The sequence below is a fragment of the Chloroflexus sp. genome (genome assembly GCF_034432675.1).
Lineage (GTDB): Bacteria > Chloroflexota > Chloroflexia > Chloroflexales > Chloroflexaceae > Chloroflexus.
This window is the reverse complement of the sequence record NZ_DAOUBI010000197.1, coordinates 1-14,554: the sequence shown is the minus strand read 5'-3', so window position 1 is coordinate 14,554 and position 14,554 is coordinate 1. Positions and strand designations below refer to the sequence as shown.

Genomic DNA, 14,554 nt, shown 5'->3' with positions numbered 1-14,554 from the left:
TCGCCAGCGGGGACGTGGCGGAATGGCAGACGCGCATGACTTAGGATCATGTGCCGCAAGGCGTGTGGGTTCAACTCCCATCGTCCCCACCACGCTGATCGTGCAGCATTAGCGCTGCACGGTTTTTTGTTGTAGCTTTGTGTACAGGCTGAGGGCGATCCGTCGTCGTTCGTGGTCAAGACTCAAGATGGTTGTTTGTACCCTCCTTCCCAGGCTGAAGGCTTGCTTCAGCGGCTGTTGATCAGACGGAATCTGGCTGATGTGAGCGAGGCCCTGGACACCGGGTAGCAGTTCGATGAAGATACCGAAATCGGTGATGCCGGCTACTGTCCCCTGTACCTGCATACCTGCACTCAATTGCTGTGCGACCGCCAGCCAGGGATCGGGATAGACGCGGCGGATGCTGAGATTGGCGCGGAGGCGTTGTTCATCGATGCCGGTAATGACGGCCTGTATCTCCTGGCCTGGGCGTAACGCATGACGTGCATCACCGATCCAGCGCCAATCGATCTCACCGACATGGACGAAACCCTCAATGCCACCTAGCTCAATCACTGCCCCGTAGCGGAGGACACGTAAAACGCTGCCATTGACAATCTGACCAATAGTCAGGCCGGCAAGTCGTTGTCGGCGTTGGCGGATACGTTCGTTATATGTCTCAGGGAGCACCGTTTCTGGAACAATATCGTTGTTGGACGATGCCGGTGATGCCGATTGTGTCTGAAGCAACACGGCACACTGCGCCGCGTATGCCCGTACCTCGGCACTCTGGTCATTGGTGGCAAGGTTGATGATGAACGGGATTGCCTCTCTATCCTGCCATTCGACCAGGATGTTTAGAACCTTTTTGATCAGAGGACGATGAAGAATAACCGCCCGCTCCAGGAACGCCCGCAGTTCTGGTGCCGCCGCCCGATAGCCGGTCACGTGGAAGAACCGAATGACTTCGTTGAGGAGATGACGGCCTTCCTCGTTGAGCAACGGGAGCAGGGCCGGTGCTGCCTCGATAGCCTGTAACTGGATCAGAGTACGTAATGCCAGTGTCCGCAGGCCGACAACGTAGCACGCAATCTCAACCAACAGCGGAATCGCAGCACGCGCCTGAAGACGGGCCAGCGCCTGCATAGCCACACTGGCTGCCCGGCTGGGAATATGCTGTTGGCGCTCGTGCCAGGCGTCGATGCAATCTTCGAGCAGGCGAAGGAGGCCGGGAACAGCATTAACTGACCGGAGTATGCCGGCAGCTTCGGCGGCAGCAATACGGATGATCAGATGCTGACTGTTGAGAAATTCCGGCAAGGTGACCGTTAGCGTGTGATCGCCAAGTCGCGCCAGCGCTGTGATGGCCGCGGCGACCATCGGTGGTTCGGGATCGTCGAGACAGGTAGCGATTTGGGCATGGGCCAGCGCTACCTGCCGTCGTCCTAGCGTTCTGATTGCTGCGGCAGCCACAAATGGTTTGGGATCATCGATAGCTGACAGCAGCACGTCAATCACGGTTGGTGAAAGTGGCTTGCTACTGTAGCCAATTGCTTCGGCTGCCACTTCACGTACCATTGCCCGCCGATGCTGAAGGGCTGGTAAGGCCAGCTCTGGATCAACATCGAGCGTAACCAGGCGACTGGCCGCACGGGCACGGGCCAGTTGATCAGGGGAATGGATCGCCCGTGCTAGTTCTTCGAGCTGATCGGTGAGTAGCTCACTGAGCCGGTCGCGGTCGCGGTAAGGATCGCCTTCGTAGTTATCCAGGTCTGTCATATACAGTTACCTGTGGTTAGATACCGCATCCGACAGCAGATGTCGTTGCACTTTACCGAGCGCGTTCCGCGGTAACGAGGTGACGAAGTGAATGCGTCGTGGCCGTTTGTACGCAGCCAGATGCATTCGACAGAACTCAATAAGGTCAGCCGCTGTAACTGCCTGGCCGTTGGTCACAACCGCTGCCACCGGTACTTCACCCAGGTCAGGATCGGCTTCACCGTACACTGCGCATTCGGCCACTGCCGGGTGTTGGGCAAGTACCTCCTCAACCTCGCGTGGATAGATGTTGTAGCCACCACTGATGATCAGGTCGCGACTGCGTCCGGTGATGTGGAAATAGCCATCGTCATCGACAAAGCCGAGATCGCCGGTATAAAACCAGCCATCAGCCGTGAAAGCGGCTGCGGTTGCTGTGGGATTTCGCCAGTAGCCGCGAAAGAGATGTGGCCCACGCACCTGAATCTCACCGATCTGACCGGTTGGGAGTGGCTGACCTGTTGTCCGGTCAACAATGCGCGCTTCCTGACCGGGGAAGGGCATGCCAACACTACCGGGCCGACGTTCGCCAGCGTAAGGGTTGGTCAGGTTCATACCGGTTTCGGTCATGCCGTAACGTTCGAGAATCGGTTGGCCGAAAAGACTGACGAAATCGGCAAATGTCTGCGGGCTGAGTGGGGCTGATCCAGAAACAAAGAGGCGCAGGTGATGTTCCGGCACTCCCTGGTGGCGGGCAGCTTCGATCAATCGGATATACATCGTGGGTACGCCAAAGAAGAGGGTGATCGTCGGATCGTGCATGCGTTGGAGTGCAACATCAGCATCGAAACGGCTATGCAGTTCCAGGCTGGCACCGTTCCGAATAGTACCGTGAACGCCAACACCCAGGCCGTGGACATGAAAGAGCGGGAGCATCAAGAGCAAGCGGTCATGTTCAGTCCAGCGCCAGGCTGTGCTAATTGCAGCGCAGTTTGCGGCAAGGCTGGCGTGTGTATGGACTGCACCTTTGGCTCGACCGGTTGTGCCTGATGTATAGGCGATGAGTGCCATTTCATCAGCGGCGGGTGGTGTGAACAGCCCAGGGTCGGCAGGTGGCGCACCGCATAGCTCTGCCAATGGTTTGAGCAGATGTGGTCGCGATTCTGGCATTGCTGCCGTGATGAAGGCTTCATTCTCGGTCGTGGCCACAACAATTGCCGGCTCTGAGTCGGATAGCAGATGACTCAATTCGGTGTGGCGATACTGTGGATTTATCAGGACGACTGCTGCACCGGCGAGTTGGGCACCGAAATAGGCAGCGATGAACGACGGCGTGTTGGGCAGCGCGAGGGCAATCCGATCACCTCGATGAATACCCAGACTGTGAAAGCGACTTGCCCAGCCGGCCACTGCCTGAGCCAGATCGACATAGGTGATGAGATGTTGGTCAAAAACGATACATGGCCGATGTGGTGTTGTCTCGGCGTGTTGAAGCAGGGTAGCGACAATCGGTGATAACGACATGAGTAACTCCACAGTATCAGGCGAACACGAACGAAGGGTCTGTTTGATGGGTTTGCCTATCCCCATGCCAATGTTGCGGGTCAGCTTTAAGAGTACGTTTGCTGTTGTTGTATTGCATTATAGCGAGGGCAGTCATCATCGTGAGTTACAAGATCACGACGAACGGCGAAGCTCTCGCGAGCCTCGCCGTTCTGAGAGGGTTAGGGAGGGGGTAAATGTCCCGTTACTTGTCGCGCTTTGCTTCACCGAGTGCGGCCTGGGCAGCCGCCAGTCGGGCAATCGGCACCCGGTATGGTGAACAACTGACGTAGTTCAGGCCAACCCGATGGAAGAACTCGACACTGGCCGGATCACCGCCGTGCTCACCACAGACGCCGACCTTCAAATCAGGTCGGGTTGACCGGCCCCGTTCGGTACCGATCTGCACCAGTTGCCCGACTCCACGCTGATCAATGGTCTGGAACGGATCATCGGGGATCAGCTTCTTTTCGACATAGATCGGCAAAAAGCGCCCTGAGTCGTCTCGTGAAAGACCGAGCGTGGTTTGGGTCAGGTCGTTGGTGCCAAAGCTGAAGAATTCTGCCACCTGAGCGATTTCATCAGCCACCAGCGCGGCCCGCGGCAGCTCGATCATCGTGCCAACCAGGTAGGGAACTTCAACCCCGGCTTCGGCAAAGACTTCGGCGGCAACCCGACGCACGATCTCCTCTTGCAGCTTCAACTCACTTACATGGCCGACCAGTGGGATCATAACTTCGGGATGGACATCGATCCCTTCCGCCTTGACTTTGACAGCCGCCTTGAAGATCGCCCGGGCCTGCATTTCGGTGATTTCGGGGTAGAGGATGCCCAACCGACAACCACGGAAACCCAACATCGGGTTTGCCTCGCGCAGGCTTTCCACCCGGGCCTTAACCTTGTAAGGGTCGACCCCTAGCTTGTTGGCCAGAGCCTCGCTCTCGTCGTTATCGTGGGGTAGGAATTCGTGCAGCGGTGGGTCGAGGGTGCGAATCGTCACCGGTAGACCGGCCATTTCGCGGAACAGACCCTCGAAGTCGCCCTGCTGAAGCGGTTCAATCTTGGCCAGCGCAGCCCGACGCTCTTCTACCGTGTCGGCCAGGATCATCTCGCGCATGGCATCGATCCGGTCACCTTCAAAGAACATGTGCTCAGTCCGGCAGAGACCGATCCCTTCGGCACCGAACTGACGGGCAACACGGGCGTCGCGCGGAATATCGGCATTGGCCCGCACACCGAGCTTGCGGAATTCATCGGCCCACGACATCAAGGTGGCAAAATCGCCCGAAAGTTCGGGTTCAACCGTCGGCATCTTGCCGGCGAAGACCTCACCGCTACCGCCGTCGAGGGTAATCCAATCGCCTTTGCGGATCGTTGTTCCATTCACGGTCATTAACTGGTCGGTGTAACTAATGCGTAAATCACCGGCACCCGCAACGCACGGTTTACCCATACCACGGGCAACTACTGCGGCGTGTGATGTCATGCCGCCGCGGGCGGTCAGGATGGCCTGGGCGGCCACCATGCCGTGAAAATCTTCAGGTGCAGTCTCGACGCGCACCAGGATCACCTTTTCGCCGGTTTTGGCCAGCTCCTCGGCTTCGTCGGGATCGAAAACCGCTTTACCGGACGCAGCACCGGGTGAGGCCGGTAGTCCAACAGTCAGAGGATGGGCGTCCTTGCGAGCCGCTGGATCGATCATGGGGTGAAGCAATTGATCGAGCGCGTTCGGATCAACCCGCTGAACAGCAGTTGCCCGGTCGATCAAGCCCTCGTTGACCATATCAACGGCAATCTTCACCGCAGCCGCGCCGGTGCGTTTGCCGGTACGGGTTTGCAACATCCATAGCTTACCACGCTCGATAGTAAATTCGACATCCTGCATGTCTTTGTAATGCTGTTCGAGCTGCTTGGCGATCTGATGGAATTGCTCGTAGACTTCAGGCATCTCTTGGGCCAGTTTGCTGATCGGCTGTGGTGTGCGAATACCGGCGACGACATCTTCACCCTGGGCATTTACCAGATATTCACCGAAAATCTCCGGCTCGCCCGTGCTGGGATTACGGGTAAAGGCAACGCCGGTTGCTGAGTCATTCCCCATATTGCCGAAGACCATAGCCTGGACATTGACTGCGGTGCCGAGATTATCGGGAATCTTGTTAACGCGGCGGTAATCGACAGCGCGCCGTCCATTCCAGGAGCGGAACACGGCGGCAATCGCTGCCCGCAACTGCTCGAAGGGGTCTTCGGGAAAATCGACACCGACATCTTCCTTGATGATCGCTTTGAACTTCTCGGCCAGGGTTAACAACTCTTCGGTGGTTAGATCGGTGTCCTGACGTTGACCGTGACCTTTTGCTTCGTCCATCTCGTGCTCGAAGCGATCACCGTCAACACCCAACACAATCTTGCCGAAGAGCTGGACAAAGCGACGGTAGGCATCGGCGGCAAACCGGGGATTATTGGTGAGGCGCTCCAGTCCTTCGCGAGTCTGCTGGTTCAGACCGAGGTTGAGTACCGTATCCATCATACCCGGCATCGAGAACTTGGCGCCTGACCGCACCGAGACCAGGAGAGGGTTGGACGGATCGCCAAACCGTTTGCCGGTTTGCGCCTCGATATCTTTCAAGCCTTCCAGTACCTGTTCCCACATGCCTTCGGGGAACTGCTGGCCGTTTTCGTAATAGGCATTGCACGCTTCGGTTGTGATCGTAAAACCGGGTGGAACTGGCACTCCGGTTCGTGTCATCTCGGCGACACCTGCCCCCTTCCCGCCAAGGAGATCGCGCATCGACGCATTTCCTTCCCGGAAAAGGTAGACCCACTTCTTTGTCATAACCTGTTTCCTCCTTGAACAAGGCAGCTTTGTGAAGTCCTGGTGAGCTTGCAGTGATAGTGATGCCGGGCTACGCGATTTGCATAACACACAAAAACCCTTCCTTCCGCCACCTATACCTGGGTTTCATGTTGTTTAGCCGGCTTCGCCTCGCCTTCATGGTAGGGAAATAGTACGAGAATACAATGGTAGATAACGCAACTGTACCGTACAGTATCACAACTGTGGTACGCTCTGAAATATGCAATGTGGATATGATCCACAAACCGTTCTCGTTCCGAACACATCCAAACATCTGATCGCATCCCAACTGGCTCAACTAGCCTCACGCAAGGTTTTTACCCCTCGTGATGCGTTGCCAGGCGTCGAAAGATAGATGTATGACCATCTACCTGTGCGTCGCAGCGCAACAGTGTGTTGTATGGACTCTTTTACCGGTAGCGAGAATGCATTTGCTATCATACAATGAACCAATTGTATGGTCAAGGGAAGTGGCAATCCGGTGCGTGTTCAGGCATGGCTTCTGGACGCTATATGACTGATGCGCAAGCGAGATCGGGTGAGAGCGTGGTTTTGCTGTTTCTTGATGTTTGTGATGAGTTCAACTCATTGCAAACACTTCATCCGTGCTATTGTCCTGGCAGTGGCAGGGTCTGCCGTCTATTGCCTTGTGCAACGACGTGCAAGCGACTACGCATACCCTCAGACAGGCAGGGGATGATCCGGTGCAACGTGCTGTTTCTGTTAGAGAAGGGAGATGGATTTCATGAAGTTAGATTGGGATCGGTTGCGGTTTCCGCCAGATACGTTACGGTTGACGACCATCGAGACTCATGCTGCCGGTGAGCCGTTACGGATTGTCACCGGCGGTCTACCGGACATTAGCGGGACAACGATCCTCGAACGACGTCGTTTTATGCGCGATCACCTCGATCATGTCCGGCGGGCATTGATGTGGGAGCCGCGAGGTCATTTCAATATGTACGGTTGTGTGCTCACGCCGCCGGTGAGTGCCGAGGCAGACGTTGGCGTGCTCTTTATGCACAACGAAGGGTACAGCACGATGTGCGGTCACGGCGTTATTGCGCTCGTCACTGTGCTGGTCGAGAGTGGCGCGGTAGCAGGAGAAGGTGATCAGGCGATGGTCACTCTCGATACACCTGCCGGGCTGGTGAAGGCAACCGCACATCTTGAGAGCGGCAGAGTAATCCGGGTCTCATTTCGTAACGTCCCATCATTTGTATATACACGCGAGCTACAGGTTGCTGTACCGGGTTATGGTCAGTTGGTGTGCGATGTGGCGTGGGGTGGTGCGTTTTATGCCGTTCTGCCGGCAGCCCAGCTTGGGCTACGGGTAACTCCAGAACAGACAGCGACGCTGGTTGCGGCAGGTGAAGCTGTTAAGCGGGCAGTGAGTGACATCTTGCCGCTCCATCATCCTCACGATCCAGACTTGGGTTTTCTCTACGGTACAATCTTGATCGATCAACCTGAAGATGCCGGTCACCATAGTCGTAATATCTGCGTATTTGCCAATGCTGAAGTAGATCGTTCACCAACGGGTACGGGAGTTTCGGTGCGCCTAGCTATTCACTATGCCAAAGGCGAAATAGCCGCCGGTGAGGAGATTGTGATCGAGAGCATTTTGGGCCGCCATAGCACATTTAGCGGGCGGGTGGTGGATTGTACCCAGGTCGGTTCGTACCCCGCCATTATTCCCGAAGTGAGTGGCCGGGCATTTGTGATCGGGCGAAGCGAATTTATTGTCGATCCGCGTGATCCGTTAGGGAGGGGCTTTTTAGTCGAGCAGATCGGATCGCCGTGATGTAGCATAGCGACGATCGCACCGACTGCGCTCGTGGTGATGGGTGTGGTCGGTGCCGAAGCAGCACTCATCACCACTCCTGACGTGCTCTCAGAGAAGCTGGCTAAATCGGCGTGAGATCAGACTGATAATCTCGTCAGCACTTTCCTCAATCGATTTATCGGTAACATTGATTGTTGTCCAGCCGTGCTGCCGAAACGTTCTTCTGGCCCATTCCACTTCGTCGTAAGCTGCATCGAGACTGGTATAATTGCCGCCAATACTGACCCCCATCCGGCGCTGGCGCCAGCGGCGGCGGGCCGTGATCTGCTCGGCTTCCACGATTAAGCCAATCACCCGTCGGGGATCGACCTGGAAGAGTTCAGCCGGAAGTGATACTTCGCGAACCAGGGGGACATTGGCAACTTTCCAGCCCAACACGGCCAGATACATACTGAGCGGGGTTTTGCCGACACGAGAGATACCAACCAGCACAATATCAGCCTGATGTAGCTCGTGAGGTTTGTTACCGTCGTCATGCGCAACGGTGTATTCAATCGCATCGAGGCGTTCAAAGTAGGCCGAGCGGCGGGGCTGGTACAGGCCGGGTTTTCCGAGCGGTTCTTTGCGCAACACGGTGGCCAGGCGCGACAATACACTACCAACCAGATCGATCTCGGCGACACCACGTTCACGGGCCAGCCGCATCAGTTCACGTCGAAGCGAGGGTTCCATCAGCGTATGCAGAATTGTTCCGTTCTGATGGGCTGCTCGTTCAACCACCTCGGCAATCTGACTCAGGTCGCGCACATTAGGGATAATAATTAAGGGCACTTCAGCCCCTTCAAACTGCGAAAGGGTTAGTCGGGCGACCTGCTCGCCGACGGCGCCGGCACCACCGGAAACAATGTAGAGTGGGGGTGGGGTTTGCGAAACTGGCTGGTCACTCATTTGCAAGCGTCCTGTAATGCGTACAGCGCTGAAAATCTGGCACAATTGCTGTAGACGAAATGATGCGTATACTGATATGATACCACTAAAAGCGGACATAACGCAGCGAGCATACCCTATGGAAATCTTTTCAATCGACGGCGCGAAAATCCATGCCATTGATACCGGGCCGCGTAATGCCCAATTGGCGATCCTGATCCATGGCTGGTCAAGTTCATCATTCGCGATGTCGCCTTTGATTCCACTATTGAGTCGGCGTTTTCGCTGCATTGCCGTCGATCTCCCTGGCTATGGCGAATCGCCACCGTTGCGTGAACGAGCGACAATTGGCCGCTATGCGCAGATGATCGGTCGCCTGATAACCGGCTTGAGCGAACATCCGGCGATGCTGGTCGGTCATTCGATGGGGGGGATGATCAGTGCGACACTGGCGTTGCAGATTCCCCAGTTGGTTGATCGGATGGTCTTGCTCTGCCCGACAATTTCCGGGCGATTATCATTCTGGATCAACACCTTTGTCTCACCGATCACAATGCTTGAGCGTTTTCCGCTCTTCAGCCGACTCCTCGCGCTGCTTGAGCCGTCGATGCTCTATGTTACCGACAGTCTGATGAAACCGGCTTCATTTGCCGAGCGTTCGGCAATCAGCGAGGCCGACTATCTGCGGCTGCGGGCTGATGCCCGGCGACCGGGGCAGGGTCGGGTGCGGGCCGAATGTTTTGTGGCGATGCGTAATCAGGATTTGAGCGGACGATTGCGCGAATTGGAGACGCCAGCGCTGGTTATTTGGGGGGCGGAAGACAATACGGTGCCGCTGCGTGATGCAGGTGTGATCGCCGATGAATGGCGTAGTGCCGATCTACGGATTGTGCCAAAAGCCGGACACTGGCCACACTTTGAGACGCCGGACGTGACGCTACGCTATATTGCCAGTTATCTGGGTTTACCCTCGATTGTTGGTGAACCGGACATTCTGGTTCAGCCTGCCGAAGTGACGACCCAAATTACAGAGTTTCTGGCGAACTCGCAAATCGGTAGCGGTTTGAGTCTGGCTCAACGCACCCGCCTAGCTGCCCATTTAGAGCGACGCCGCTATCCACCCGGCACCCTGGTGGATCGCACCAATCAGGAATCGACCGATCTTTATCTGGTGCAGGAAGGTTCATTAGAGGTCTGGAGTCCGCCGTTGGAGGACGATCCAGATAGTCAACGCCTGTTGATGACGGTTGTTGCCGGACAAATTACCGGTGAGATGTCACTCCTCGATGGAGGCAGGCGAAGTGCCGATCTGCGGGCCGGTGAAGATGGAGTAACGATTCTGGCCTTGCGACGCGAACGGTTGCGGGCACTGGCCGAAGACGATCCGGCGCTTGGAAATGCGGTACTCTGGAATATTGCTACTGCCCTGGCTCTACGCTTGCGGCTGGCAAACTGGCAACAGCAGGGATTGGTACGTCAGTTACAGGTACTCAGACAGTAGACACAGTGAGAATAGCATCCTATGGAAACAACAAAGCATCGTTTCAGCGAACTATCGTGGCCTCAGCTTGGATTACTGATTGGCGGTGATGGACTAGTGTTCATCATATTTGCGCTGTTGGGGCGCAGCTCACATGGCCTGTCCGATGAGCAGCCGCTACTCGCGGCGGTGCGCGTAGCCTGGCCTTTCTTCGTTGGCTGGCTGCTGGTTGCACCGTGGACAGGAGTACTCCGCCAGCACCCACCCTTACGGATGATCGGGCTGTCGTTGGGAACATGGTTGGTTGCATTACCGGTTGGTCTTTTGTTGCGATGGTTTCAGCTTGGCCGGTCTAGCCCGTTCAGTTTTGCGTTGGTGACCTTTCTGACGGTGGCTGCTCTCTTGATCATCTGGCGGGGTGGTTACAGTTGGTGGATGATGAGACGGACGACATCATAAGCAACGCAACAGAACCGGCGGGCAAGCGTGGCCGGTGCCCGCCGGTCAGCCTCATAACGCGAGAGCACGAAACGCGCTGTTCATTCATCCTCCCCGACAGCGATTCAGCCGCCCGTAGCGGCATGATACACCTATCACACCCCAACTGCCAGCTCAAGCGGCAATCGCTCCTCGATCCAGTAGCGCAGACCGGGATAGTGCAACTCAATCCCCAAATCGTGACGCATTCGGGCATTATTCAGGCGAACCGATGCGGTTAATGCCCCAATCACCGAGCGGTCGATACCAGCGCGCAGCCCGACATTGGGATCGAACGTGCGTGGTGGCAGCATCCCGAGTCGGCGTCGCACTTCGCTGACAAGATCGATCAGGCGTAGTGGCTCGTCATCACCGACATTGTAAATCGCACCGATTTGACCGGTTTCGGCAGCCCGCAATAATACCTCTACTGCATCGTCAACGTGAATATGGGGGACGAAATTACGTCCGTTGCCATAAATTGTTAACTGACCACTGGCAATCGCTTCAAGTGGATCACGGTCGGGGCCATAGACGGTAGCCATACGCAAGATAATGGCCGGGAAGCGATAGGCTCGTACTGCCTGCAACACCGTCTGTTCGGCGGTGGCAAAGATGGAGCCGAGCGGATAAGAGGGTGCAACCGGGCTATCTTCGTCAACCCAGCTCTCGCCGTGATCGCCGTAGGCGGCGATACTCGACGCCCACAGGTAGGTACGCACCGTGCGAGCGCGGACCGACATCGCAATCAGATGCTGGTTGCCATCAATGTAGAGGGCGCGTAGCAGGGCCGGATTATCGATTGGCATGCGGTTCGTGAGATTGAAAACAACGTCAATCTCGTCAGTAATCCCATCGATAGTTTCGGGGCGGGTAAGATCACCGATCCAGACTGCCATCCCACGAGCGGCAAGGCGTTCAACAACTGGATCTTCGGCGCTGTAGACAAGACCGCGCACGCGATGGCCGGCGGCCAAGAGGCGCATTGCCAGTCGCGAACCGATGTATCCCGCCGCGCCGGCAATCAAGTAATGAGTCATAGGTCACCTCGTCGTGTAGGGGCGGGTGACTTCACTGACACCGCCCGACTAACATAGCAGGCTGCACATCGGTGGATGCGGTGCTTGTCTGTGAAGGTGCAGCAGGTTGCTCATTATTGTAGCACGTGATACCCACAGTCGCTAGCGGAAATTTACCTGACAAAAGCTGGGCAATAGGTGGACTGGAATGTAGAGGTTTTAAACATCCGGGGAGGAGGTTGTTACAACAGGAGAGGTAGGGAGTCTCCACGCTCTGATGGTAGAACTTATTTCATCCAGGTTGCTACCTTTGTGATCACAGAGACACGGAGGGCACAGAGGATGGGTATAACCCGAATTGCTACCGTGAGGTGTGACGTAGCGCGTCCATAGGAACTGGCTGCTCCCCACATCATTCATGCGGTTACGCCACCCGGTGTTGCGTGCAACATCGTGCTGTACAGCCGTGGCCTGCTCACAGCATAGATGGCAACTTGAGTTATTTCATAAAAGCTGTGCGGTCGTGCTACCCACCATCGCATAGGCTCAGGAACACTTGTCCGCTCACCACACCAACGATGCGGTTATTCCTGCGAAGTGGTCTACTCTCCAGGCAGGCAAGTCCCTTCACCGTCTGCCCGCTTGATCGCCTTGCATAGGTTCTGAACAGCGGCTAAAGCCGGTAAGCATGCATGGGTAGAGATTGCTCTACCCATGCATGGCGTTTTTGTCTAGTTACTAGACACTAACTACGGAATCCGTTCGTAAGCCGGCAAGGTCAGGAATTCCACAAACTCTGGATCGGTTGTAATCTCGTCAAACAGCTCGGCAGCCTCTTCGTAGCGACCGTCTTCGTAAGCGGGACCGAGTATCTCGCGAACTTTGTGCAGCTCTTCAGGCAGCATCTGCCGGAAGAGTTCTACCGTCACTTTGCGACCATCTTCCAATACGCCCTTCGGGCTGCGAATCCATTGCCAGATCTGGGCGCGCGAAATCTCGGCGGTAGCGGCATCTTCCATCAGATTGAAGACCGGCACACAGCCGTTGCCGGCCAGCCAGGCGCCGAGATACTGAATCCCAACGTTGATATTCAGGCGCATCCCCTGCTCGGTGATCGGTTTTTCCGGCCCAAATGCCAGGAGATCGGCAGCAGTTACCTGCACATCATCACGCTGACGGTTAATCTGGTTCGGCGTTGGCATCAGCCGGTCGAACACTTCCATCGCCACCGGAACCAGACCGGGGTGGGCCACCCAGGTGCCATCGTGGCCGTCAGAGGCTTCACGCTCCTTGTCGGCCCGCACTTTTGCCAGCGCTGCTTCATTGGCAACCGGATCGTTTTTAATCGGAATCTGGGCCGCCATGCCACCCATCGCGTGGGCACCACGGCGGTGACAGGTCTTGATCGCCAGCAGTGAATATGAACGCATGAAGTGGGTAGTCATCGTAACCAGTGCCCGGTCGGCCAGACAGAAGTTGGGGTCGTTACGGAACTTTTTGATACACGAGAAGATATAATCCCAGCGTCCACAATTCAGACCGGCTGAGTGGTTGCGCAGTTCGTAGAGAATCTCGTCCATCTCGAACGCCGCCAGAATCGTTTCGATCAAGACCGTGGCCTTGATAGTTCCCTGGGGAATGCCGCGCAACTCCTGGGCCAGCACAAAGATGTCATTCCACAACCGTGCTTCGAGGTGGCTCTCCATTTTGGGCAGGTAGAAATAGGGGCCACCCTGCACATCAATGGCAGTCTGGGCATTGTGGAAGAAGTAGAGACCGAAGTCGAAGATGGCACCAGCGATCGGCTCACCATCAACCAGCATATGCTTTTCGTTGAGATGCCAGCCCCGCGGGCGAATAAACAGAATGGCTGGATTGTTGTTCAGGGCGTAGTGCTTGCCTTCAGGGCTGGTATATGTAATGGTACGACGTAGAGCATCGCGCAGGTTGATCTGGCCTTCAACCTGATTCTGCCAGGTTGGCGTATTGGCATCTTCAAAATCGGCCATGAACACCTTTGCCCCTGAATTGAGCGCATTAATGATCATCTTACGGTCAACCGGGCCGGTAATCTCAACGCGCCGATCCTGAATCTGGGGTGGGATGGGGGCAATCATCCACTCGCTCTCGCGGATATGGGCTGTCTCAGGCAGAAAATCCGGTCGCTCGCCCGCATCAATTGCGCGTTGACGTTCAGCGCGGCGGGCAAGCAGTTCCAGACGACGGGTATTGAAGCGGCGGTGGAGCGTGACCAGAAATTCTAGTGCTTCGGGAGTGAGAATCTCGGCGTATGCGGGAGTAATCGGTGCGGTAATCGTCACGCCGGCCGGTAACTGGGAGGTGGTCATGCAAACCCTCCTTTCATAATGTGAAAAACTTTTTCGCCAGCTATTATACCAGAAATCGGTTATCACGTTGTGCAGCGGCAAGGTTGTGTTTGACGATAGGTCAGTGAGGTGTGCCGGTGGGTGGAGGGTTGGACAGAATTATAAGTGTCGGTTTAGGCTGTACCTGATGGGTTCACCAGTTCTAACCGGTTGATCCGCGTCCAACAGTACTGGACAAACACGAGAGATTTCGGTATACTTATCGTACAATTGTTCGATATAAGGAGATGAATGATGATCGAACAGCCGGTTGCTGTGCCTGCCATCGTCTACCCCGATAGTGACGGCATGCCGATGGCTGACAATACGAAACAATTCCGGGCAATCGTCACCATTCAGGGG

General features: G+C 56.0%; 9 protein-coding genes, 1 tRNA gene and 1 pseudogene. 5 read left to right on the top strand and 6 right to left on the bottom strand.

Annotation, left to right across the window (positions count from 1 at the left end; all coding sequences use genetic code 11):
• The first annotated feature begins 8 nt into the window (after positions 1 to 8).
• Positions 9 to 92, top strand: a tRNA-Leu gene (locus VAE55_RS14955).
• 16 nt (positions 93 to 108) lie between these two features.
• On the opposite strand, the gene VAE55_RS14950 is transcribed toward VAE55_RS14955, so the two are convergent.
• The 3 genes from VAE55_RS14950 to ppdK form a co-directional block, all read right to left on the bottom strand.
• The gene (locus tag VAE55_RS14950) at positions 109 to 1,758 is read right to left on the bottom strand and encodes a S1 RNA-binding domain-containing protein (protein ID WP_322816539.1); all 1,650 of its coding nucleotides are present in this window, start codon (positions 1,756 to 1,758) and stop codon (positions 109 to 111) included.
• A gap of 6 nt (positions 1,759 to 1,764) precedes the next feature.
• Positions 1,765 to 3,261: an acyl-CoA synthetase gene (locus VAE55_RS14945; protein WP_322816538.1), complete on the bottom strand. Its 1,497-nt coding sequence runs from the start codon at positions 3,259 to 3,261 to the stop codon at positions 1,765 to 1,767.
• A 223-nt stretch (positions 3,262 to 3,484) separates the two neighbouring features.
• Entirely contained in the window at positions 3,485 to 6,115 is a 2,631-nt protein-coding gene (gene ppdK / locus VAE55_RS14940; protein ID WP_322816537.1) for a pyruvate, phosphate dikinase, read from the bottom strand.
• Between the two features lie 766 nt (positions 6,116 to 6,881).
• Between ppdK and VAE55_RS14935 the strand changes: the two genes are divergently transcribed.
• Positions 6,882 to 7,940, top strand: coding sequence for a proline racemase family protein (locus tag VAE55_RS14935; protein ID WP_322816536.1), 1,059 nt, complete (start codon positions 6,882 to 6,884; stop codon positions 7,938 to 7,940).
• 90 nt (positions 7,941 to 8,030) lie between these two features.
• Here VAE55_RS14935 and VAE55_RS14930 read toward each other — a convergent pair whose 3' ends face one another.
• Complete coding sequence (locus tag VAE55_RS14930) at positions 8,031 to 8,870, bottom strand: pyruvate, water dikinase regulatory protein (RefSeq protein WP_322816535.1); 840 nt, start codon at positions 8,868 to 8,870, stop codon at positions 8,031 to 8,033.
• Positions 8,871 to 8,988: 118 nt separating this feature from the next.
• Here VAE55_RS14930 and VAE55_RS14925 point away from each other — a divergent pair, with 118 nt between their 5' ends.
• On the top strand, positions 8,989 to 10,350 hold the full coding sequence (locus tag VAE55_RS14925) for an alpha/beta fold hydrolase (protein ID WP_322816534.1): 1,362 nt from the start codon (positions 8,989 to 8,991) through the stop codon (positions 10,348 to 10,350).
• A gap of 21 nt (positions 10,351 to 10,371) precedes the next feature.
• Positions 10,372 to 10,788 (top strand): DUF3054 domain-containing protein, encoded by a 417-nt coding sequence (locus VAE55_RS14920; RefSeq protein WP_322816533.1) that lies wholly within the window; start codon positions 10,372 to 10,374, stop codon positions 10,786 to 10,788.
• Positions 10,789 to 10,922: 134 nt separating this feature from the next.
• On the opposite strand, the gene VAE55_RS14915 is transcribed toward VAE55_RS14920, so the two are convergent.
• The gene (locus VAE55_RS14915; protein WP_322816532.1) at positions 10,923 to 11,846 is read right to left on the bottom strand and encodes an NAD-dependent epimerase/dehydratase family protein; all 924 of its coding nucleotides are present in this window, start codon (positions 11,844 to 11,846) and stop codon (positions 10,923 to 10,925) included.
• Between the two features lie 728 nt (positions 11,847 to 12,574).
• Complete coding sequence (gene aceB / locus VAE55_RS14910) at positions 12,575 to 14,173, bottom strand: malate synthase A (protein ID WP_322816531.1); 1,599 nt, start codon at positions 14,171 to 14,173, stop codon at positions 12,575 to 12,577.
• A 273-nt stretch (positions 14,174 to 14,446) separates the two neighbouring features.
• Between aceB and VAE55_RS14905 the strand changes: the two are divergent.
• A pseudogene (locus VAE55_RS14905) lies at positions 14,447 to 14,554 on the top strand (Uma2 family endonuclease); the annotation flags it as partial.